General features: G+C 62.5%; 22 protein-coding genes and 1 pseudogene. 11 read left to right on the top strand and 12 right to left on the bottom strand.

Translation table 11 applies throughout. The annotated features are described in order from the left end of the window. Both ACH2CW_RS13020 and ACH2CW_RS13025 read left to right on the top strand, forming a co-directional pair. On the top strand, positions 1–1120 hold a 1120-nt coding region (locus ACH2CW_RS13020; RefSeq protein ID WP_395058787.1), incomplete at its 5' end, for an FAD-binding oxidoreductase. A gap of 214 nt (positions 1121–1334) precedes the next feature. Continuing rightward, positions 1335–2396 (top strand): NAD(P)-dependent alcohol dehydrogenase, encoded by a 1062-nt coding sequence (locus tag ACH2CW_RS13025; RefSeq protein WP_395058789.1) that lies wholly within the window; start codon positions 1335–1337, stop codon positions 2394–2396. A 34-nt stretch (positions 2397–2430) separates the two neighbouring features. Here the strand turns inward: ACH2CW_RS13025 and ACH2CW_RS13030 are convergent, their stop codons facing one another. From ACH2CW_RS13030 to ACH2CW_RS13075, 10 genes are all read right to left on the bottom strand, one after another. Then, on the bottom strand, positions 2431–3159 hold the full coding sequence (locus tag ACH2CW_RS13030) for an alpha/beta fold hydrolase (protein WP_395058791.1): 729 nt from the start codon (positions 3157–3159) through the stop codon (positions 2431–2433). A 148-nt stretch (positions 3160–3307) separates the two neighbouring features. Then, entirely contained in the window at positions 3308–4246 is a 939-nt protein-coding gene (locus ACH2CW_RS13035; RefSeq protein ID WP_395058793.1) for a ParB/RepB/Spo0J family partition protein, read from the bottom strand. 37 nt (positions 4247–4283) lie between these two features. Next, positions 4284–5534, bottom strand: coding sequence for a serine hydrolase domain-containing protein (locus tag ACH2CW_RS13040; protein WP_395058795.1), 1251 nt, complete (start codon positions 5532–5534; stop codon positions 4284–4286). Then, positions 5531–6085, bottom strand: coding sequence for an RBBP9/YdeN family alpha/beta hydrolase (locus ACH2CW_RS13045; RefSeq protein WP_395058797.1), 555 nt, complete (start codon positions 6083–6085; stop codon positions 5531–5533). Before ACH2CW_RS13045 ends, ACH2CW_RS13040 begins: the two co-directional genes overlap by 4 nt. Positions 6086–6173: 88 nt before the next feature. Further along, complete coding sequence (locus ACH2CW_RS13050; protein WP_395058799.1) at positions 6174–6944, bottom strand: ParA family protein; 771 nt, start codon at positions 6942–6944, stop codon at positions 6174–6176. A gap of 25 nt (positions 6945–6969) precedes the next feature. After that, positions 6970–7596, bottom strand: coding sequence for a LysE family transporter (locus tag ACH2CW_RS13055; RefSeq protein WP_395058801.1), 627 nt, complete (start codon positions 7594–7596; stop codon positions 6970–6972). Positions 7597–7748: 152 nt separating this feature from the next. Then, a complete protein-coding gene (rsmG, locus tag ACH2CW_RS13060; protein ID WP_395058803.1) occupies positions 7749–8405 on the bottom strand; it encodes a 16S rRNA (guanine(527)-N(7))-methyltransferase RsmG in 657 nt (218 codons plus the stop codon). After that, on the bottom strand, positions 8405–10402 hold the full coding sequence (gene mnmG / locus ACH2CW_RS13065) for a tRNA uridine-5-carboxymethylaminomethyl(34) synthesis enzyme MnmG (protein ID WP_395058805.1): 1998 nt from the start codon (positions 10400–10402) through the stop codon (positions 8405–8407). The genes rsmG and mnmG overlap by 1 nt, the downstream gene beginning before the upstream one ends. Before the next feature lie 2 nt (positions 10403–10404). Next, positions 10405–10824 (bottom strand): type II toxin-antitoxin system VapC family toxin, encoded by a 420-nt coding sequence (locus ACH2CW_RS13070; protein ID WP_395058807.1) that lies wholly within the window; start codon positions 10822–10824, stop codon positions 10405–10407. Between the two features lie 2 nt (positions 10825–10826). Next, complete coding sequence (locus ACH2CW_RS13075) at positions 10827–11069, bottom strand: type II toxin-antitoxin system Phd/YefM family antitoxin (protein WP_395058809.1); 243 nt, start codon at positions 11067–11069, stop codon at positions 10827–10829. Between the two features lie 97 nt (positions 11070–11166). Between ACH2CW_RS13075 and ACH2CW_RS13080 the strand changes: the two genes are divergently transcribed. The 3 genes from ACH2CW_RS13080 (at position 11167) to ACH2CW_RS13090 (ending at position 13079) form a co-directional block, all read left to right on the top strand. Further along, positions 11167–11817 (top strand): NADPH-dependent FMN reductase, encoded by a 651-nt coding sequence (locus ACH2CW_RS13080; protein WP_395058811.1) that lies wholly within the window; start codon positions 11167–11169, stop codon positions 11815–11817. After that, complete coding sequence (locus ACH2CW_RS13085) at positions 11814–12107, top strand: YkgJ family cysteine cluster protein (RefSeq protein ID WP_395058813.1); 294 nt, start codon at positions 11814–11816, stop codon at positions 12105–12107. The genes ACH2CW_RS13080 and ACH2CW_RS13085 overlap by 4 nt, the downstream gene beginning before the upstream one ends. Positions 12108–12263: 156 nt before the next feature. Next, positions 12264–13079 carry a lipase family alpha/beta hydrolase gene (locus tag ACH2CW_RS13090; RefSeq protein ID WP_395058815.1) on the top strand — a complete coding sequence of 272 codons (816 nt, stop codon included), beginning with the start codon at positions 12264–12266 and terminating at the stop codon, positions 13077–13079. A gap of 60 nt (positions 13080–13139) precedes the next feature. Here the strand turns inward: ACH2CW_RS13090 and ACH2CW_RS13095 are convergent, their stop codons facing one another. Further along, positions 13140–13334, bottom strand: a complete 195-nt coding sequence (locus ACH2CW_RS13095; protein ID WP_395058817.1) for a hypothetical protein — start codon at positions 13332–13334, stop codon at positions 13140–13142. A gap of 184 nt (positions 13335–13518) precedes the next feature. After that, positions 13519–14097: an NnrU family protein gene (locus ACH2CW_RS13100; protein WP_395058819.1), complete on the bottom strand. Its 579-nt coding sequence runs from the start codon at positions 14095–14097 to the stop codon at positions 13519–13521. 275 nt (positions 14098–14372) lie between these two features. Here ACH2CW_RS13100 and ACH2CW_RS13105 point away from each other — a divergent pair, with 275 nt between their 5' ends. The 6 genes and pseudogenes from ACH2CW_RS13105 to ACH2CW_RS13130 all read left to right on the top strand — a co-directional run. Beyond that, positions 14373–14768, top strand: a complete 396-nt coding sequence (locus ACH2CW_RS13105; protein WP_395058821.1) for a response regulator transcription factor — start codon at positions 14373–14375, stop codon at positions 14766–14768. Positions 14769–14884: 116 nt separating this feature from the next. Continuing rightward, positions 14885–16030 carry a DSD1 family PLP-dependent enzyme gene (locus ACH2CW_RS13110; protein WP_395058823.1) on the top strand — a complete coding sequence of 382 codons (1146 nt, stop codon included), beginning with the start codon at positions 14885–14887 and terminating at the stop codon, positions 16028–16030. 14 nt (positions 16031–16044) lie between these two features. Next, positions 16045–16443, top strand: coding sequence for a RidA family protein (locus tag ACH2CW_RS13115; protein WP_395058825.1), 399 nt, complete (start codon positions 16045–16047; stop codon positions 16441–16443). A 591-nt stretch (positions 16444–17034) separates the two neighbouring features. Further along, positions 17035–17670, top strand: coding sequence for an HNH endonuclease (locus ACH2CW_RS13120; protein WP_395058827.1), 636 nt, complete (start codon positions 17035–17037; stop codon positions 17668–17670). A gap of 108 nt (positions 17671–17778) precedes the next feature. Then, a complete protein-coding gene (hsdR, locus tag ACH2CW_RS13125) occupies positions 17779–20253 on the top strand; it encodes an EcoAI/FtnUII family type I restriction enzme subunit R (RefSeq protein WP_395058829.1) in 2475 nt (824 codons plus the stop codon). 70 nt (positions 20254–20323) lie between these two features. Beyond that, positions 20324–20599: pseudogene (locus tag ACH2CW_RS13130) on the top strand (type I restriction-modification system subunit M N-terminal domain-containing protein); the annotation flags it as partial. Positions 20600–20690: the final 91 nt, after the last annotated feature.

A 20690-nucleotide genomic window follows, 5' to 3' on the forward strand; every position in this document is an offset into this window, starting at 1 on the left:
CATCAGCATCGACGTGAGCCGCATGAACAAGGTATTGAGCATCAACGCCGAGGACCTGACGGTGACCGTGCAGCCCGGCGTGACGCGCAAGCAGCTCAACGAAGAGATCAAGAGCACCGGCCTGTTTTTCCCGATTGACCCCGGTGCCGATGCATCGCTGGGCGGCATGGCGGCCACGCGCGCCAGCGGCACCAACGCCGTGCGTTACGGCACCATGCGCGAAAACGTGCTGGCGCTCGAAGTGGTCACCGCCAGCGGCGAGGTCATCCGCACCGGCACACGCGCCAAAAAATCATCGGCAGGTTACGACCTGACGCGGCTGATGGTCGGCAGCGAAGGCACACTGGGCGTGATCACCGAAGTCACCGTCAAGCTCTACCCGCTGCCCGAAGCGATCTCGGCCGCGATCTGCTCCTTCCCGAGCATCGAGGCGGCGGTGCGCACCACCATCCAGGTGATCCAGCTCGGCGTGCCCATTGCGCGGGTCGAGCTGATCGACAGCAACACCGTGCGTATGGTCAATGCCCACAGCAAGCTGGGCCTGCGTGAGGAGCCGATGCTGCTGATGGAGTTTCACGGCTCGCCGGCCGGCGTGAAGGAACAAGCCGAAACCGTGCAGGAAATTGCCTCTGACTTCGGCGGCCAGGCTTTTGAATGGGCCAGCACACCCGAAGAACGCACGCGGCTGTGGACCGCGCGCCACAACGCCTACTTCGCGGCGATCCAGTCGCGGCCCGGCTGCCGCGCCATCTCGACCGACACCTGCGTGCCGATCTCGCGCCTGGCCGACTGCCTGCTCGAATCCGTGGCCGAGGTCGATGCCAGCGGCATCCCCTACTTCCTGGTCGGCCATGTCGGTGACGGCAACTTCCACTTCGGCTACCTGATCGATCCGACGCAGCCGAAAGAGCGCGAAGTCGCCGAAGCCCTGAACCACAAGCTGGTGCAGCGCGCGCTGGACCTGGAGGGCACCTGCACCGGCGAACACGGCGTTGGGCTGCACAAGATGGACTTTCTGGTCACCGAAACCGGTGACGGCGCGGTCGAGATGATGCGCACCATCAAGCGTGCGCTGGACCCGAAGAACATCATGAACCCGGGCAAGATTTTTACGCTCTGAGCGCGCGCACCTGAATGGCGGTAACTGCATGGCGCCCCCTCCCCCAGTAGGGTTCACGCATGTGATGCGCCGCCCGACAATCGTCACTCCATTCGGTGAAGCATCACATGCCGTGAGTCAGTCGGCGTGCAGCTTGGTGCGGCTTGCCTTGTTGCAATGAGCGCTTGCCGAATGGCCCTTCGTTTTCCGCCATGTGCCCGCAAGGAAAGGCCCGATGATTTTTCTTGACCAGGCGCGCACTGCGGCATCCGCCAACCCCCGTATGACCGCACTGGTCTGTGAGCGGTATGGCGCGCCTGACGTGCTGGCGTTTGAGGATATTCCCCGTCCCTCGCCCCGTCAGGACGAACTTCTCGTTCGCGTGCTGGCGTCAACCATTACCGCCGGTGACCGCCGGGTGCGCAGCATGGACATGCCCGAAGGTTTTCACACCTTGGGGCGGCTGGCGCTGGGCTGGCGCGGCCCGAGGAATGCCGTTCTGGGGGCAGAGTTCGCGGGCGTGGTGCAGGCCGCCGGAGACCGTGTGAAGCGCTTCACACCCGGCGATGCAGTGTTCGGTATCCGTGGTTTTGGCATGGGTGGACACGCGCACTACCTGTGCATCTCTGCCAACGGTGCCATTGCCCGCAAGCCAGAGCAGCTGTCGTTTGAGGAAGCGGCCGCACTTTCCTTCGGCGGCGGCACGGCGCTTTCATTTCTCCTGCGGGCCGGTCTGGTTGCTGGGGAGACCATTTTGATCAACGGCGCCTCGGGCAACGTCGGCCTGGCTGCCGTTCAACTGGCCGGCATCATGGGCGGCCAGGTGACCGGCGTCTGCAGCGCGGCGCACCAGGAACAGGTGCTTTCGCTGGGTGCCACGCGGGTGATCAACTACCAGCGGGAAGACTTCACCGCCGCCGGCCAACTTTACGATCTGGTGTTTGATGTGGCCTGCAACCAGCGTATCGAGCGATGTCTGGGTGTGCTCAAGCCCGGTGGCCGCCTCGTTCGCCTCCAGTCCAGTCTGGCGGAGATGTGTCGCGCCATGTTGCTGCCTCGCCGCGCGGGTCGGCGCGTTATTGTCGGCACGGCGGAGGAGCGAGCCGACCATCTTGAACGCCTGGCTGAGTGGGTCCGCCAGGGACGTTACGCGCCAACCATCGCGCGCGTGTTCCCCTTCGCGCAGGCCATCGAGGCCCATCGGTACGCGGACCGTCCAGGTCATGGTGGGAGCGTGGTGATCGCAATGAAAAGCACCGTAGAAAACGGGGCGCTGCCACCACCCGCCGCATCGTAATGTATTGATTCACTTGTCCTGCTCGCCGCGGCGCTCAGTGCGCCGCAGCGCCCGGTCTGGCCAGCCGCTCGGCCACCACTTTCAGCACCGCCGGGTTCCAGCCCATGCCGATGTGGCTGCCTTTGACTTCGAGGTCACAAACCTGCGCGCCGGTCTGTTCATGGCAGCAGCTTTGCCAGGCCACCACGCCGTCGGAGCGGCTGTAGATCGAGGTGGTCGGCAGGGGCGGCGGGGTGCGCAGGCGCTGGCTCAAGGCCGGATCGTTCACCGGTTCCGCGCCATTGAGCAGCCGGAACAGCCAGCCCGCATGAGTGTGGTCGGGCAAGCCGTTGAACGGGGTGCCAATCGTGATGACCTGGCGCAGCCGGGGCGCCATCAGCTTGCCCAACTCGCGCGCGTAAATGCCGCCCAGACTCCAGCCGATCAGGGTGGCGCGCTGCGTGTGGCCGGCCAGCAGGCCAGACACATGCTCTGCCAGCCCGGCCAGCCAGGTGTCGATGTCGCCTTGCGGCCCGGTGTTGAAACCACGGCCCCAGTCCATCGCGCTGTAGCCTTGCGCCTCGCAATAGTCGCGCAGAGGTGCCACGGCCGCACCATCGGTGCCCAGGCCCGGGAAGATGATGACCGGATGCCCGTCGCCACGCGGCACAGGTGCCTTGCGGGCGATTTTGTGCTGCACAAACTCATAGGCCGCGCGCCAGGGCTCGGTGCCCAGCAAAGTCAAAGAGGGTCGGTGGATGGATGGGGTGCCGGTGGTGCTCATGGTTGGGTCTGAAAATTTTCAATACCACCATGATCCCCAATGGCCAGACCGTGCCCGCCCCGCGCCTGCCGCCATTGGTCGTAGGACGGCGGCGCCCCCGCACCGCAGAAAGCAGAAGAGCCGCCTCTCTAACTTTGTGCTTTTTTTCTCACTTGCCGCCCCGCAAACGCTCGATCAGGCCATTGAGCTCGTCGAGCGACGAGAACTGGATCGCCACCTCGCCCATGTCCTCGCGCCGGCCGTTGCGCTTGACCTGTTTTTTGATACGCACCTCAACGTCGGCCATCAGCAGGTCGGCGAGTTCTTCCTCGACGCGGCGGGTGTCCCGCGACTTCTCCTTGGCGGCTTTTTGCGGCTTCAGCGAAAACTCGGCACTGAGTTTTTTGACCAGGCTTTCGGCTTCGCGCACCGAGAGCTTTTTTGCGGCAATCTGGTTGCCGGCGGTGATCTGGGTGGCGCGGTCCAGGCTCAGCAGCGCGCGCGCGTGGCCCATGTCAATGTCACCAGCCATCAGCATGGTCTGCACCGGCTCGGCCAGATTGAGCAGGCGCAGCAGGTTGGACGCGGCGCTGCGGGAGCGGCCCACGGCCTGCGCAGCCAACTCGTGAGTGAGCCCAAACTCTTTGACTAACCGTTGCAGGCCTTGGGCTTCCTCCAGCGGGTTCAGGTCCTCCCGCTGGATGTTTTCGATCAGCGCCATGGCGGCGGCCGACTCGTCGGGCACGTCGCGCACCAGCACCGGCACGCTGTCCAGGCCGGCGATTTTGGCGGCGCGAAAGCGCCGTTCACCGGCAATGATTTCGTACTTGCCGTCGTTGGCGCCCGCGCTCAGGCGACGAACCAGAATCGGCTGCATGATGCCCTGCACCTTGATGCTTTCAGCCAGCTCGTAAAGCGCGCCCTCGTCCATGCGGGTGCGCGGCTGGTACTGGCCGGCCACCAGGTCGGTCAGCAACAGCGACGCCGGCTGGCCGGGGCTGGTGGCGCTGCTGGCGCCGTTTTCAAGCACGTTGGCAGACTCACCAACGGTGGGGCCCAGCAGGGCCTGCAGGCCGCGGCCCAGGCCCTTGGGTTTTTTGGTAACCATGATTTTTCCTTCGTTTCGTGTGCGGTGTGTGTCGTTGTTATTCGGCCGTATTGCCACCCAGCGACTGCAACACGCCGCGCCAGAGGGCGTCGCGTTCTTCGTAAGGCTGCGGGTCCTGTCGGCCGCTGGCGCTTTCCCAGACCGAGGTCAGCACCATCACCAGGCCCGAAGACGGCTGCACATAAATGCCCTGGCCGTGGATGCCCTGCATGACAAATGCACGCTCCTTCATGGGCAGCAGCCAGAACTGGTAGCCATAGCCAAAATAAGGCGAGGCTTTGCGCGGCCTGAAGGCTTGCGGCTGACGCGCCGGGTCGGTGGCGTCCAGCAGGTAGTCGGGCGGCACCACTTGTTGCGCGCCCACCTTGCCGTCATTGGCCAACATCAGGCCGAGCCGGCCCCAGTCGCGCAGGCTGGCATTGAAGGCGCCATAAGACTGCTCCTGACCATCGCTGGAGATGCGCCAGAAAGCGTCATGTTCGGCGCCCATCGGTTTCCACAACCATTCGCTGGTGAGTTCGGTCACGGATTTGCCGGTGGCCGCCGCCAGCACGCGGCCCAGCACATCGGTCTCGGCACTGGCATAAACAAATTTTTCACCGGCGGCGCTGTGCCGGGCGGTGATGGATCGCAACACATCGACCGGCGTGCCGGCGCCCGGCGCACCCGCGCCGGCGCGCGACAGCCGTGAGATGTCGTCGGCGCCGTCGTAACGTTCGGTAAACGTCAGGCCCGAACTCATGCGCAGCAACTGCCGCACGGTGGTCGCGCCATAAGGGCTGCCGGCCAGCGCCTTCACGTATTTTTCAGCGGGGTCGTCCAGCGAGGTGATCAGGCCACGGGCATGGGCCTGGCCGACCAGCAGCGCGCTCACGCTTTTGGCCATCGAAAACGAGAGGAAGCGCGCGTCATCCTTGCGGCCATAGCGGTAATGTTCGGCCACGATCTCGCCGTTTTTGAGCACCAGCAGGCCGGTGGCGCGCTGGCGCTCCAGGTAGTCGGCCAGGGTGTAACGAATGTTCCGGTAGCGGTAGCTGATGGCCGGCGGCTGCGCCGCAGCCGGCAAGGCGCTGGCCTGCGGCGCGCGGGCCACCGCGCGCGTACGCACGCCCGGCACCTTGTCGAGTGCCGACCAGGCGCCGACACGGTTGGGGTTGTTGTACCAGGTGGCCGCCGTACCCAGCGGGTAGTTCTGCGCCTTGCCGAGCCGCTCTTCGTCGGGTTCGGCACGGGCCGGCGCAGACAGCAGGGCCAGCAGCGCCAGACTGAAAAGCGCAGCGTGCTTCATGCGTGTGTGCGCGGCAATGCCATCAACCGCTCCAGCCGCTCATGCGCCTCGGGCCAGTCGCACAGGCCGCTGTCAGCGTTGAGGTGGCCGCGCGGGCCGGCATCAACAAATTCAGCGCCCCAGGCGGTGGCAAATGCGCGCGCACGCTCAGGCCGGCAATACGGGTCGCGGCTGCTGGCCAGCAGAACCGACGCAAACGGCAAGGTGTGCATGGGCACCGGCGCCCAGCTCGTCAGCATCTGGCGCACTTCCTCGCGGTCCACATCGGGCGGCGCCACCAGCAGCGCGGCCTTGACGCGATGTGTATTGCGCGAGTGCGCCGCCCAGGCGGCCGTCAGGATGCAGCCCAGGCTGTGCGCCACCAGCACGACGGGCTCGTCACTGCCGAGCACCACGTCTTCCAGCCGCGCGATCCAGTCGCCGCGCAGCGGCTGCATCCAGTCGTGCTGCTCGACGCGCTGGTAACCATGCGCGGCTTCCCACCGACTTTGCCAGTGGCCAGGACCGCTGTTTTGCCAGCCCGGCAAGATCAGAACATGTGCCGGGTTCATTGTCCACAGCCCCTGCTTGCTATGCTTTCAGGAGCTGTCTGCCCTTGCTGAACATGGGCTGGAGGTCGATTTGACTTGAATGTTGCCATCACATGGACTTGATGCGCTGCACCATCTCTTCGGCAAAGGCGACAAAAGCCAACGCGCCTTTGGACGAGGGATCAAACACCACGCCGGGCAAGCCGTAACTTGGCGCCTCGGCCAGCCGCACATTGCGCGGGATCACGGTGTTGAAAACCTTGTTGCCGAAATGCTCCTTGAGCTGGTCGCTCACCTGCTGCTGCAAGGTGATGCGCGGGTCAAACATGACGCGCAGCAGGCCGATGATGGCCAGGTCCTTGTTGAGGTTGGCGTGCACCTGCTTGATGGTGTTGACCAGGTCCGTCAGGCCTTCGAGCGCAAAATATTCACACTGCATGGGCACGATCACACCGTGCGCACAGCACAGGCCGTTGAGCGTCAGCATGCTCAGCGACGGCGGGCAGTCGATCAGCACGAAGTCGTAGTTGTCGGTCACGGCGGCCAACGCCAGCTTCAGGCGTTTCTCGCGGCGCTCGACCTCGACCAGCTCGACCTCGGCGCCGGCCAGTTCGCGGTTCGCACCCAGCACGTCGTAACCGCATTTTTCGCTGTGCACACGCGCCTCGGCAATCGAGGCCGATTCGAGCAACACGTCGTAGACCGTGAGTTCAAGCTTGCGTTTGTCCACGCCCGAACCCATGGTCGCATTGCCCTGCGGGTCCAGGTCGATCATCAGCACCCGCTGGCCTACCTTGGCCAGGCCGGCAGCCAGGTTCACTGTTGTTGTGGTTTTACCCACCCCGCCCTTTTGGTTGGCGACGCAGAATATCTTGGCCATCTGTTGTTCTTCTTTTTCGATTCGCTTACTTGGACACGGCCAGCTTGATGCCAAAGCCGATCAGGAACACACCCGCCGCCTTGTTCAGCAGGCTGGTGACTTTGGGGCTGGAACGAATGCGCTCGGCCAGAAAGTGGGTGATCAACACCGAGGTCAGGCCATACAGAAAGGTCAGCCCGGCAATTGTCACGGCCATCACCGCAAAGGTCGTCAAGCCTTGATGCAAGGCCGGGTCCACAAACAGCGGGAAGAAGGCCATGTAAAAAACAATCGCCTTGGGGTTGAGCAAGGTGATCAGCAAGGTTTGACGAAAGTAATGCCGGGGCTTGATCTGCAGAATGGGTGCATCGCCAGGTTTGGCCATCAGCATCTTGATGCCCAGCCACGCCAGATAGACCGCGCCGGCCCACTGGACGATGTGGAAGGCCGTCGGATAGGCGGCCATAACGGCGGAAACGCCGGCCACCGCAGCCCACAGCAAGACCTGGTCACCGGCGATCACACCGAAGGTGGCGCCCAGCCCGCCGGAGATGCCACCCTTGCTGGTGGAGGTGATCAGCGCCAGATTGCCGGGTCCGGGAATCAGCAGAAAAACAATGATGGCGATGACAAATGCGCCGTAATCAGCGACGCCAGCAAATGAGCCCAGCATAAAAATCCCCGGAGTGAGGCGTGAGTTTACGTCAGCAGAAACATTTGCCCCCACGCTTTTCGCTTCGCGTAAGGCGCTGCCCCCCGAGGGGGCGCATTTTTCCTTGGGGCGGCCCTGCGGAAAAACTCGATGGCCCCTCGCAGCTTCGTTTTTCAGACCGTGGTTTTTTGTCGCATCCAGACGATGCAGCGCTCGGCGTCCAGCCCCGGAACCTGCAGCTGTTCCACGTGAAACACCTCGGCCATGGGCGGCAAGGCGGTGATTTCGTCGGCCGGGTGTTTGCCCTTCATGGCCAGCCAGACACCACCGGGTGCCAGCGCGCCCGCCGACCACTGCGTGAAATCATGCAACGAGGCAAATGCCCGCGAGCAGATCACGTCAAAGGGTTGGTTGATGGTTTCGACCCGCGCATGGATGCCGGTCAAATTCGGCAGCTTGAGGGCCAGCGCCGCCTGCTTGATGAACGCGGCCTTTTTGGCCACCGTGTCCACGCAAGTCACCGCCACCTCGGGGCAACAGATGGCCATCACCACACCGGGCAGCCCCGCCCCCGAGCCCACGTCCAGCAGGCTGGCCCGGCTCAAGCCGGCCTCCGCCAGATGCCGGCGCAAGGGAGCGATGACCGCCAGGCTGTCGAGCAGGTGGTGCGTCAGCATCTCGGCCGGATCGCGCACGGCCGTGAGGTTGTAAACCTGCGTCCACTTGGCGATCAGGTCCAGGTAGTCCAGCAACTGGCCGACCTGCACATCGTTCAGATCCAGTTTGAGCGCGTCCAGTCCGGCGCGCAGCGCCTGTTCACGCGGCCGCATCAGGCGTCAGCCTGTTCGGTGGTTTTGAGCGGAACCGTGTTTTTCCAGAGGTTCTTTTTCAGATGCACCAGCAGCAAAGAAACCGTGGCGGGCGTGATGCCGGAAATGCGCGAGGCCAAGCCCAGTGTTTCGGGCCGGTGTTTGGCCAGGGTCTGGCGCGCCTCAAAACTCAGGGCCGATACCTGCAGGTAGTCCAGATCGGCCGGGAGTTTGAGGTTCTCGTAATGCGAGGCGCGTTCGACCTCGGTTTTCTGCAGGTCGATGTAGCCGGCGTATTTGACGGCAATTTCAATCTGCTCGATCACACTGCGCGCCATGTCGGCAACCGCTGATGTTTCACGTGGAACACCCGCCGCATCGACTGGCGCCAGATCGGCATTCACATATTTGCCACCCTCCAGCGACATCAGCGCGGCATAGTCCACATCGGGCCGACGCAGCAAATCCAGCAGGTTGTATTCATGCTCAATCGCCGTGCCCAGCACCCGCTCGGCCTCCGCCGCAGGCAGGCTGCGCGGATTCACCCAGATGGAACGCAGCCGCTCTGTTTCACGTGAAACAGCATCGCGCTTGCGGTTGAAGGCATCCCAGCGGGCGTCATCGACCAGGCCCAGTTCCCTGCCCTTTTCGGTCAGGCGCATGTCGGCGTTGTCCTCGCGCAGCATCAGGCGGAACTCGGCCCGGCTGGTGAACATGCGGTAAGGCTCGGTCACACCCTTGGTGATCAGGTCGTCGACCAGCACGCCGAGGTAGGCCTCGTCACGTTTGGGCAGCCAGGCCTCTTTACCCTGGCACTGCAGCGCGGCATTGATGCCGGCGAACATGCCCTGGGCCGCCGCCTCTTCATAACCCGTGGTGCCATTGATCTGGCCAGCGAAGAACAGGCCGGCGACAGCACGCGTCTCGAAGGTGGTCTTGAGCGAGCGTGGGTCAAAGTAGTCGTATTCAATCGCGTAGCCGGGCCGCAGGATGTGGGCGTTTTCCATGCCGGCCATGGAGCGCACCAGCTCGTACTGGATGTCAAACGGCAGGCTGGTCGAGATGCCATTCGGGTAAATCTCGTGGGTGGAGAGGCCCTCGGGCTCCAGGAAAATCTGGTGGCTGTCCTTGCCGGCGAAGCGGTTGATCTTGTCTTCCACACTCGGGCAATACCGCGGCCCGACGCCGTCGATCTTGCCGGTGAACATCGGGCTGCGGTCAAAGCCGGAGCGGATGATCTCGTGGGTTCGTTCGTTGGTGTGGGTGATCCAGCAGGGCATCTGCTGCGGGTGCGCAATCTGCCCGCCCATGAAGCTGAACACCGGCACCGCGCCGGGTGTGCCGCCGGGCATGCCGTCACCGGGCTGCACCGTGCATTTGCTGAAGTCGATGCTGCGCCCGTCGATGCGCGGCGGCGTGCCGGTTTTAAGCCGGCCCTGCGGCAGCTTGAGTTCTTTCAGGCGCGCCGAGAGCGACACCGCCGGCGGGTCGCCGGCCCGGCCCGCCGCGTAGTTCTGCAGGCCCACATGAATCTTGCCGTCCAGGAAAGTGCCGGCCGTCAGCACCACGGTACGCGAGCGGAACTTGATGCCGACCTGCGTGACGGCGCCCACCACCCGGTCGCCCTCGACCATCAAATCGTCCACCGCCTGCTGGAACAGCCAGAGGTTGGGCTGGTTTTCGATCATGCGGCGGATCGCCGCCTTGTACAAAATGCGGTCGGCCTGCGCCCGCGTCGCACGCACGGCCGGGCCCTTCGAGCTGTTGAGGATGCGGAACTGGATGCCGCCCTCGTCCGTGGCCAGCGCCATCGCGCCGCCCATGGCATCGACCTCTTTAACCAGGTGGCCCTTGCCGATGCCGCCTATGGACGGGTTGCAACTCATCTGGCCCAGGGTCTCGATGTTGTGGGTCAGCAGCAGGGTTTTGCAGCCCATGCGGGCAGCAGCCAGTGCGGCCTCGGTGCCAGCATGGCCGCCGCCGACCACGATCACGTCAAATTCTTGCGGGTAAAACATGGTCAGACTTCTATCAATTCGGTTTTCAAACCCACGGCCTGTGCAGCTGCAGCCTGGCGCTTGTCGGCCGTCACAAACAAATCAACGCGGGCGGCCTGCGCAGTGCCAATGTGTAGGGCGTCCATACCGCGCAGCGCGGCCAGGCGCATTGCAGCAATCGCATAACGTTCAGCTTGCCCCGTCAATGGCATCACCGTCAATTCATCAAAGTCCGCGTGAATAACCGCCAGCACACGGCTGTATTCATCTTCCGTAAAAGAGCCTTCGCGCCATTGCCGTGTCAATGCAGAGGCCACTTCCGTCTTGCAATGCACGGCAGCGGTGACACCGCTGGCCAATGACTGCAACTCCAAAACCCGGTCCACACCTGCCTCACCGCTGTAGCGCTTGAACAGCGCTGAAGCATCAAACAAAACATTCATCATCAACCACCTTCCCGCTCTTCAATGATCATTTGCGCACCCGATTTGGGTGGGGGCTTCAGGTACCGCAGGGGCTCGATAGGCCGCTTCCAGCTCGGGACCTTGACAGCGGCCTCCGCTTTCAGCGGCACCAGCTCCGCCACTGGCTTACCGTGCCGCAAAATCCGCACGGTTTCGCCTTGCTCCACCAGATCAATCATGGCGGAAGCATGGGCGCGGAATTCACTGAGAGGAATGGTGTGCATTTTGTACAAAATAAGATGTTTTGTACATTTTAACCGGTTTGTTAGGCCAGGGCCACCCCACTCGGCTTCGCTCCAAGGCCTGTGGTGAAATCAGACCATGAGCACACTCCCGAAACTCCTGATTTTTGCTGGCAGCACCCGCCTGGCGTCCTACAACCGCAAGCTGGCCCACGCCGCCGCCGCCATGGCGCGCAGCAGCGGCGCAGACGTCACCCACATCGAGCTGGCCGACTTCAACATCCCGATGTACAACGCCGATCTGGAAGCCGAAGGCACACCGGCCGACGTCATGAAACTCAAACAGATCATGTATGCACATCCGGGCTGGATCATCTGCTCACCCGAATACAACGGCAGCTACACCGCGCTGCTGAAAAACACCATCGACTGGGTCTCCAGCCCGGTCAAGGGCGACCCGGCCTGGCAGGAGGGCTTCAAGTCCTTCAGTGGCAAGGTGGTCGGCATGCTCAGCGCCTCACCGGGTGCGCTTGGTGGTCTGCGTTCGCAAAGCCATCTGGCGCCGCTGCTGCTCAATGCGCAATGCTGGGTCGCACCGCGCGCCTTTGCGCTGGGCCACGCCGGTGATGCGTTTGATGCGCAAGGTGAACTGGTCAACGAAAAACACCGCCGCAGCGTGCAGGCGGTGATTGACCAGGTGCTGCATGCCAGCCGCCGCTTGAATGAATCGGCCTCCAGCCCTTGTCAGTCGGGCGCAAACAGCTCCTGTTTTTATAGCAGGCCACGATGAACTGCCGCCCCGGATGCGGCGCCTGCTGCATCGCGCCATCCATCAGCTCACCGATTCCCGGCATGCCGCAGGGCAAACCGGCCGGTGTGCGCTGTGTGCAGCTTGACGACACCAACGCTTGCCGCATCTTCGGCCAACCCGGCCGGCCGGCGGTGTGTGGGCAACTGATGCCATCGGTGGAAATGTGTGGAGCGAGCGCCACCGCAGCAATAACGTGGCTCAGTGCGCTGGAGCTGGCGACCGCGCCGCCGCCGGCGTCACCGGCCAACGCCCGCGCAGTGGCTGACTGACAGCCAGGGTCCGCACACAAGCGCAGCACCGCCTGTACGCGGCGTACCGGACTTTCCCCAAGCGCCAACGTCATGCGACCTGCGTAAACTGCAGGCTCTGCATCATTCACCCGGCGGCGCCTGGCCATTCGCCGGCTTGCCAACAAAGGAAGTTCCATGCGCCGTCGCCTGTTTTCCGCCTGTGCCCTCGCCAGCTTCGCGCTGGCCGCCGCCTTCACCGCCACACCGGCCGCCGCGCAGGAGCGCATCGGGGTGCTGATGCTGCACGGCAAAAACCCCGGCAACAACCGGGACCCGAACTTCAGCCCCCTCAAAGACACCTTGGAGCGCCAGGGCTGGCTGGCCACCGTACCCGATATGCCCTGGTCGCGCGGCCGTTATCTGGACGGCGGCCTGGACAAGGCCATCGCCGAGATCGCCGGCCACATCAAGGGCTTGCGCGACCAGGGCGCGACAAAAATCGTGATCATCGGCCACAGCATGGGTGTGCCCACCAGCATGGCGCATGCCGCGCGCGGCGGCGATGTGGATGCGCTGGTGGGGCTTGCGCCCGGCCACGCACCCGTGGGCTACTACACCCAGCCCTGGGGCAAACCGGTGCATGACAGCATCAACGAGGCACGCGCGCTGGTGGCTGCCGGCAAAGGGGATTCGCGTGAACGCTTCAGCGACGTGAACCAGGGCCGCCAGCAAACCGTGGTGACGACAGCCAAGGACTTTCTGTCCTACTTCGACCCAACATCAGATGCCGAAATGTCGGTGACCGCACCGCGCATCCCGGCCAAAGTCCCGGTGATGACAGTGATCGGCGAGAAGGACCCACTGTTCAGGACGATCAAGGCCTACTACGTCGAGAAGCTGCCCGCCAACCCGAAGAACAAATTCCTCGAAGTATCCGGTGGACACCTCGACACACCGCGTGTCGCCAGCGACGAGATCATCGCCTGGATCAAGACCGCCGTCGCGCCCTGAGCCCAGCCGCAAAAGCGTGGCCCAGATCCGCCAGCCAGCGTCAAATTGCGGGCAAGTGAATTAACGCCCGGTTGCGCCCCGGCGCGATTGGGACTGGTTGCCGCTGCCCACCTGCGACTCGCGGTCACTGCGGCTTAGCGGCGTGCGCTCGCCTTCGTTTTTCTGCGTGGGTTCCTGCCCGCCGGTCTTGTTGTGGTCGTTGGCCACCTTGCCCGTTTGCGGTGTCTGAAGGTCTCGGAAATTGCTGCTCTTCATGGTGTGCTCCGGTTAAAAAATGGGTTGGCACTTCCATTCTTTCCCCCGACATCACCCTGCTTGTCAGACAGCGCCGCGTGCGCAGGCACGACAAGGCGCCTGCAGCCGCTGCGCGATGCTATCTATTCAGGAGCTGATAACGCTCGCCGGACAAGGGCTGGAGGTCGATTTGACCTCGCATCCATCAACCGATAGGCCGAATGCCAATCAGCGCGCCGTGCGCCCAGAAGGCAAACACCGCCCAGCCCGCCACGCCGAGCACCAGCGTGATGCCGGTGCCCGCGGCCGTACCCGCGGGGTACGCCGTGCCAGCCACCCGGTCACGCGCCCGCGCCGCTCGAAAGCTCAGCGCCGCCCACACCAGAAAGGCGCCGAACAAAACGACATGCGCCAGGTTGCCGTTGGCCAGCAGGTGCGCCAATGCCCAGACTTTGACCGACAGCACCATCGGGTGGTGCAGCCGCGCCTTGATCGCGTTGCGCGGCACATAGGTGGCCGCCAGCAGCACAAAGGCCATCAGCGTCAGCAGGGCCGCCAGGTGCCGCATGCCGCGCGGCGGCGTCCACAGCTGCACCGGCTGCTGCCGCGCCAGGCTGAAGCCCCAGACAATCAGCACAAAGCCGATGATGGACAGCACGGCATACACCGCCTTCCACGGCAGCTCGCCCACGCGCGCGATGGTGGCACTGCGCCAGCCGTCGGCAAAGATGCGGACCGAGTGCCCCCCCAGAAAAACCAGCAGTCCAAGCAGCAAAATCATCATGACACGTCTCCTTGATGTAATTAATCGCAATTATGGGCGTGACATGCTCTCCACGGCGCACGCGCTGCGTGCTACTAATTAAATAGCAGTCAGCCCTTGCCTGTCATGGGCTGGCGGCCGATTTGGTAGCCAACACCCAGCCCCACCGCCGGCCCCGGAGCGGGCTGCGCCCGCGCCCTGGAGACAAGCCGCATCACATTTCGGGCGTTTTTCGCGGCACCCCTTGTGTAGACTCGCACACATCCCCTTGCCGACTGAGCGAAATCCGACATCCGATGCGCCTGCGAATCTACCTGGTCGAAGACAGCCCCGTCATCCGCGACGCCCTCTCTGAATCACTGGAAGAGTTGGTCGGCGCTCGCATGGTGGGCTGGGCCAGCAGCGAAGCCGACGCCATCCAGTGGCTGGCCGAGAACCCCTCCGGCTGGGACCTGGCGGTGGTGGACCTGTTTTTGTTGCAGGGCAGCGGCATGAACGTCGTCAAAGGCTGCGCCAACCGCGAACTGCGCCAGAAGATCGTCGTCCTCACCGGCTACGCCACCCCCCAGATGCGCGAGCGCTGCCTGGCGGCCGGCGCCGACGCCATCTTCGACAAGTCCACCGAGATCGACGAGTTCACCACCTATGCCATCAACGAGGTGGAGCGGGTGTCGGGCGAAACGCGCTATTGATTCAGGAGCGGCTGGCGCACAACCAGCATGGGCCAAATGCCAATTTGACTTTGCAAAAGGCCCGCCCCAGGCAAAATCAGCTGGACCCGGCCACCAGCGCGACCACAATGGACGCCATGTACCTTCAAGACCTCAATACCCCCGCCGCGCTGGTGGACACCGCCCGCATGCAGCGCAACATCACACGCATGCAGCAGCGCATGGACAGCTTGGGCGTAGCCTTCAGGCCGCATGTCAAAACCACCAAGTGCATCGCCATCGCGCAGGCGCAGATTGCGGCCGGCGCGCGCGGCATCACGGTATCTACCCTGAAAGAAGCCGAGCAATTTTTTGCCGCCGGCATCACCGACATTCTTTACGCCGTCGGCATGGCCCCGCCCAAGCTCAAACAGGCCGCCGCCCTGATCACGCAGGGCTGCGCGCTCAAGATCATTGCTGATAGCGCCGCCTCTGCCTCTGCCATCGCGGCTTATGCACGCCAGCACGGCGCACCCTTTGAGGTGTGGATAGAAATCGACACCGACGGCCACCGCTCCGGCGTGTTGCCCCAGAGCGACGAGTTGATCACCATCGGCCAGCTTCTTCATGAAGGCGGCCCCGCCACCCTGGGCGGCGTCATGACCCACGCCGGCTCCAGCTACGACCTGAACACACCCGAAGCGCTGCAGGCCATGGCCGAGCAGGAGCGCAGCCTGTGTGTGCTGGCCGCAGAACGCCTGCGCGCCGCCGGCCTGCCTTGCCCCCACGTCAGCGTCGGCTCTACCCCCACCGCGCTGTCGGCCCAGCAGTTGCAGGGCGTGACCGAGGTGCGCGCCGGCGTCTATGTGTTTTTTGATTTGGTCATGGCCAATGTGGGCGTGTGTTCACCCGACGACGTGGCCCTGAGCGTGCTGACCACCGTGATAGGCCACCAGGCCGACAAGGGCTGGGCGATTGTGGACGCCGGCTGGATGGCCATGAGCCGCGACCGCGGCACACAAAAGCAGCAGCACGACTACGGCTACGGCCAGCTCTGCGACGCCAGTGGCCAGCGCATAGCAGGCTACACCCTGACCGGCGCCAACCAGGAGCACGGCATTGTCAGCCGCAGCGGCGAGGCTGATCAAGACATCGCCAAACACTTCCCCGTCGGCACCCAGCTGCGCATCTTGCCCAACCACGCCTGCGCCACCGGCGCCCAGTTCCCCGAGTACCACGCCATTTATCAGAAAGAAGGCGGCCAGGAAGTCGGCCCCACCTGGCCGCGCTTCTACGGCTGGTAGGGGCAGGAGCCGTCATGACCAATATCAAGCGCATCAACCCCAACACCCTGGCGCCACCGGGCGGCCACTACAGCCACGCCGTGGTCGCCAACGGCTTTGTTTTCATCTCCGGCCAGTTGCCCATCACCCCGGCTGGCGACAAGTTGAACCAGGCCAGCTTTGAAGACCAGGCCAAACAGGTGCTGGCCAACGTACAAGCCGCGCTGGAGGCAGCTGGCAGCAGCGTCGCCAGCCTGGTGCAGGTGCGCGTGTACGTGACCGACATTGAGCAGTGGCCGGCGTTTAACCGCATCTACATGGCATGGGCAGGCGCCGCGCCGCCAGCCCGGGCGGTGGTGCCTGTGCCGCTGCTGCACTATGGGTTTTTGATTGAGGTGGAGGCGGTGGGGGTGGTTGAATTGCTACCAAAATAGTAGCTGCTTGCGCAGGTACGGAAAGGGCTGGCGGCCGATTTGGCTATAGGAAAACGCCCAAACCGCCCACTCTGTCAGCCCGGGCTCGACCCGGGATCCATGCCACGCACATCAGCCTCTGCCTCGGGCCACAGTAAAAGCGCAGCGCTTGGCGCCCTTCAATGTGGGAAGCCGGTGCTCACCCGGCAACAGGGGCTCAATCTGCGAAGGATGGTCATTCTGCGCGAGTTTTTGCGACTCGCCGGGCAGGCCTAAACCCATGTCATACAAGGACTTTTTGCAATTGATGCGAACGGTTTTGCGACTTTGGGTGCGACTTCACTCGTGCACAGCTGGCCGGCACACCAGCGCGCTTGACCGCTTCGCGAGCTAGCCCCTAGAACGATTCAGTCCACAACAGAAAGCGCTCTCGCTGTATGGTTGGTAAAACACCAAAGGACGGAGATGAGTACACCGGTTACATGGACCAGGCAACACACGCTTGCTGCATTTCATCTCTACACGTTGTTGCCCTTCGGAAGACTGCACAGGCGCGCTCCCGAAATTCGGCAGCTTGCCCAATGGGAGGGTCGCACACCTGACTCCCTCGCCATGAAGCTGGTTAACTTCGCAAGCCTAGACCCTCAAATCGTCGCGAGCGGGCGCGCGGGTCTGAGCGGTGCCACCAATCAGGACCGAGAGCTATGGGCTGCGCTGCAACAAGATTGGGACGCCGTAGCAATCGAAGCCGCCGAAGCGTATGCCGCGCTCGCACTCAGCAACGGCGTGCCGGCAGACCAAGAGCTTCTGCAAGACGAGCAGGAAGATTTTGCAGACGGACGGACTCGAAGCGCGGTCGTGCAAGTGCGGGTAAATCAGGCTCGTTTTCGAAAATCAGTCTTGGCCAGCTACAACGCAACCTGTTGTATCAGTGGTCTACAACACGAGAAGCTGGTTATCGCCAGTCATATCGTCCCGTGGAGCGAAGACGCCAAGAACCGTCTGAACCCCCAAAACGGTCTTTGCCTTTCGGCTCTACACGACCGCGCTTACGACCAAGGCCTGATAACCGTGATGCCCGACTACACAGTACGTATCTCCTCAGCGCTCAAGACGGCGCCTATCGACGCGTTCCTTCAATCCAGCTTGGTAGACAGCGACTCAAAGCGAATCCGCCTGCCCGATCGCTTCTTGCCAGATCCCAATTTCCTGGCGGCGCATGCCCGCCACTTTCGGTTTATCCAGTGAGCGCAGCTCACGGCGCAAGAGCGTTTCAGATGGCAGAATCAACCGCAACTGACTCCTGATACGCCGAATAGGAGTTCTGACAACAAATCAGGGAGCGCCCTCGGCCGTATGGACAAAAAATCGCTTTCCGAAAGTGACATCAGCGACAAGTACATCCGACCGGCCATCGTCAACGCCGGATGGCACACGCTCGATCAAATCTATGCGCAGTACCCCTTGCGAGCCGGGCGTGTCGTGGTGCGCGGCAAAACCGCCAAGCGCGACCAGACCACCGTGTTGTTTGCCGACTTTGTCCTTTTTCTCAAGCCAAACATTCCGCTCGCTGTCATTGAGGCGAAAAAGTCGCGCCTCTCAGTACGGGCTGGCATGCAGCAGGCCATCAACTATGCAGAGCTGCTCGACGTACCCTTCTGCTTTGCCAGCAATGGCGATGGATTTGTGTTCCGCGATGCCACATTGGCTACCGGTTTGCTGGAGCAAAATCTCACACTCGACGAGTTCCCATCGCCGCAAGAGCTCTGGTCGCGCTACTGCAAATGGAAAGGCTGGAGCGCCGAGGTGCAAAGCGTGGCCGCGTTTGACTACGCCCTCGCCACCACGGCCAAAACCCCGCGCTACTACCAGCTCAATGCCATCAACCGCACGGTAGAGGCCATTGCCAGTGGGCAAAACCGTGTTTTGCTGGTCATGGCGACGGGCACCGGCAAAACCTACACAGCCTTCCAGATCATTCACAGGCTTTGGAAGTCGCCTTGGCGCGCTGACAAGCCCAACGGCCAAAAGCGCATCTTGTTTTTGGCAGACCGCAACATCCTGATTGACCAAACCATGGTCAACGACTTTCGCCCCTTCAAGGGTGCCATGGCCAAACTCAGCCCCAATGCCAAAGGTATTGAGCGCGTGGACGACCAAGGCACGGTGACGGTCGAAGACGTCGAGCTGGCCGTCAACAAGACCACCAAGCTGGTGGACAAGAGTTATGAAATCTACCTCTCGCTCTACCAGGCCGTGAGCGGCACCGAGGAAGAGCAGAACATCTACAAGCAGTTCAGCCCTGACTTTTTTGACCTGATCGTGGTGGACGAGTGCCACCGAGGCAGCGCCGATGAAGACTCTGCCTGGCGCGAAATCCTCACCTACTTCGCCAGTGCCACTCAGGTGGGCCTGACCGCCACGCCCAAAGAAACCAAAGAGATTTCCAACAGCGACTACTTTGGTGCACCCCTCTATACCTACAGCCTCAAGCAAGGCATTGAAGACGGATACCTCGCACCCTACAAAGTCATCCGGGTTGATCTGGACAAAGACGCCTTTGGCTGGCGGCCCACGGCAGGCATGACCGACAAACACGGCAACCTGATCGAGGACCGCATTTACACCGGCGCCGACATGAACCGCAAGCTGGTTCTGGAAAAACGCGACGAGGCTGTGGCGGCCAAAATTACCGAATACCTCAAGGCCACCCACCGCCACGCCAAAACCATCGTGTTTTGTGAAGACATAGATCACGCCGCACGTATGCGCCAGGCGCTGTCCAACGCCAATGCAGACATCTGCGCCAACAACCCCAAATACGTAGTTCAAATTACAGGCGACAACCCAGAAGGTAAGCGCGAACTGGACAACTTCATCGATCCCGAAAAGACCTACCCGGTCATCGCCACCACCTCCAAGCTCATGAGCACCGGCGTGGACGCGCAAACCTGCAAGCTCATCGTGCTGGACCAAAACATCAAGTCCATGACGCTGTTCAAACAGATCATTGGCCGTGGCACCCGCTTACGCGAAGATTTGGGCAAAACCTGGTTCACCATCCTCGACTTCAAGCGCGCCACCGAGCTGTTCGCCGACAAGGACTTTGACGGTGAGCCAGTTCAGATTTACGAGCCCAAGCCAGGTCAGCCTGTTGCGCCACCAGACGCGCCCGCCGGAGCGCCAGGCGATACGGGGCCCAACGATCTGCCACCCTTAGGCCCTTTCGCCCCTGGCGGCGGCGAGCCCAAAAAATATGTCGTAGGCGGCATGGTCACCGTCGCAGTTGCCCGCGAACGTGTGCAATACCTCAACGCGCAGGGTCAATTGATCACCGAAAGCCTGCGCGACTACACCCGCATCAACCTAACCAAACAATACGACTCGCTGGACAAGTTCCTTCAAGCCTGGAGCGACGCCGACCGAAAAGCAGTATTGCTGCAAGAGCTGGAGGGCCAGGGCGTGCTGATTGAGGCGCTGTCAGAAGAACTGGCCCACAGCGGCCTGACAAACCTCGACCCCTTCGACTTGCTGCTTTACGTCGCCTACAACATGCCCCCGCTCACCCGGCGCGAGCGCGCCAGCCGTGTCAAAAAGCGCAATGTCTTCACCCAGTACGGCCCTGTGGCCCGCAAAGTGATTGATGCGTTACTCGACAAATACGCCGACGAAGGTATTGCTACCATCGAGGCCGACACGGTTTTCAACGTGCAGCCGTTCACCGACATTGGCCGCCCTGGCGAAATCATCAAAAGTTTCGGCGGTCGCCCCCAATACCTGGATGCACTGCAAACTCTCGAACGCGAGCTGTATTCGACAAGCGCTATGTAATTCATAGCTGCTTACGCATATTCCACCTGGGCTAGAGCCCGGTTTGATTCAAACAATTCCAGAAGAACACATGTCTAACTTATCTAGCGTCATCAAGTCGATTCAAGACGTGATGCGCCAAGACAGCGGCGTCGATGGCGACGCCCAACGCATTTCCCAGCTCACCTGGCTCTTGTTCCTAAAGGTGTTTGACGCCTTGGAAGAAGAAATGGAACTCACCCGCGACAGCTACACCAGCCCCATCCCCGAAGCCCTGCGCTGGCGCAACTGGGCCACAAACGCGGAAGGCATCACCGGCGACACGCTGCTCAATTTTGTGAACAACGAGTTGTTCAGCGCGCTAAGGAAGGTCTGATCAAGTCGTGATTTGACCGAAGAGCAGCGGATGATCAACGCGAAAGCGGTCCGTGACACCAGAATCTGCTGTTCTGACGGCT

It is taken from the genome of Polaromonas sp. (genome assembly GCF_043778355.1).
Taxonomy (GTDB): Bacteria; Pseudomonadota; Gammaproteobacteria; order Burkholderiales; family Burkholderiaceae_C; genus Polaromonas.

Excerpts from the sequence above, each read along its gene's own strand:
- ACH2CW_RS13025 (WP_395058789.1), top strand. The coding sequence starts at position 1,335 with ATGATTTTTCTTGACCAGGCGCGCACTGCGGCATCCGCCAACCCCCGT.
- ACH2CW_RS13030 (WP_395058791.1), bottom strand. The coding sequence starts at position 3,159 with ATGAGCACCACCGGCACCCCATCCATCCACCGACCCTCTTTGACTTTG.
- ACH2CW_RS13035 (WP_395058793.1), bottom strand. The coding sequence starts at position 4,246 with ATGGTTACCAAAAAACCCAAGGGCCTGGGCCGCGGCCTGCAGGCCCTG.
- ACH2CW_RS13040 (WP_395058795.1), bottom strand. The coding sequence starts at position 5,534 with ATGAAGCACGCTGCGCTTTTCAGTCTGGCGCTGCTGGCCCTGCTGTCT.
- ACH2CW_RS13045 (WP_395058797.1), bottom strand. The coding sequence starts at position 6,085 with ATGAACCCGGCACATGTTCTGATCTTGCCGGGCTGGCAAAACAGCGGT.
- ACH2CW_RS13050 (WP_395058799.1), bottom strand. The coding sequence starts at position 6,944 with ATGGCCAAGATATTCTGCGTCGCCAACCAAAAGGGCGGGGTGGGTAAA.
- ACH2CW_RS13055 (WP_395058801.1), bottom strand. The coding sequence starts at position 7,596 with ATGCTGGGCTCATTTGCTGGCGTCGCTGATTACGGCGCATTTGTCATC.
- rsmG (WP_395058803.1), bottom strand. The coding sequence starts at position 8,405 with ATGCGGCCGCGTGAACAGGCGCTGCGCGCCGGACTGGACGCGCTCAAA.
- mnmG (WP_395058805.1), bottom strand. The coding sequence starts at position 10,402 with ATGTTTTACCCGCAAGAATTTGACGTGATCGTGGTCGGCGGCGGCCAT.
- ACH2CW_RS13070 (WP_395058807.1), bottom strand. The coding sequence starts at position 10,824 with ATGAATGTTTTGTTTGATGCTTCAGCGCTGTTCAAGCGCTACAGCGGT.
- ACH2CW_RS13075 (WP_395058809.1), bottom strand. The coding sequence starts at position 11,069 with ATGCACACCATTCCTCTCAGTGAATTCCGCGCCCATGCTTCCGCCATG.
- ACH2CW_RS13080 (WP_395058811.1), top strand. The coding sequence starts at position 11,167 with ATGAGCACACTCCCGAAACTCCTGATTTTTGCTGGCAGCACCCGCCTG.
- ACH2CW_RS13085 (WP_395058813.1), top strand. The coding sequence starts at position 11,814 with ATGAACTGCCGCCCCGGATGCGGCGCCTGCTGCATCGCGCCATCCATC.
- ACH2CW_RS13090 (WP_395058815.1), top strand. The coding sequence starts at position 12,264 with ATGCGCCGTCGCCTGTTTTCCGCCTGTGCCCTCGCCAGCTTCGCGCTG.
- ACH2CW_RS13095 (WP_395058817.1), bottom strand. The coding sequence starts at position 13,334 with ATGAAGAGCAGCAATTTCCGAGACCTTCAGACACCGCAAACGGGCAAG.
- ACH2CW_RS13100 (WP_395058819.1), bottom strand. The coding sequence starts at position 14,097 with ATGATGATTTTGCTGCTTGGACTGCTGGTTTTTCTGGGGGGGCACTCG.
- ACH2CW_RS13105 (WP_395058821.1), top strand. The coding sequence starts at position 14,373 with ATGCGCCTGCGAATCTACCTGGTCGAAGACAGCCCCGTCATCCGCGAC.
- ACH2CW_RS13110 (WP_395058823.1), top strand. The coding sequence starts at position 14,885 with ATGTACCTTCAAGACCTCAATACCCCCGCCGCGCTGGTGGACACCGCC.
- ACH2CW_RS13115 (WP_395058825.1), top strand. The coding sequence starts at position 16,045 with ATGACCAATATCAAGCGCATCAACCCCAACACCCTGGCGCCACCGGGC.
- ACH2CW_RS13120 (WP_395058827.1), top strand. The coding sequence starts at position 17,035 with ATGAAGCTGGTTAACTTCGCAAGCCTAGACCCTCAAATCGTCGCGAGC.
- hsdR (WP_395058829.1), top strand. The coding sequence starts at position 17,779 with ATGGACAAAAAATCGCTTTCCGAAAGTGACATCAGCGACAAGTACATC.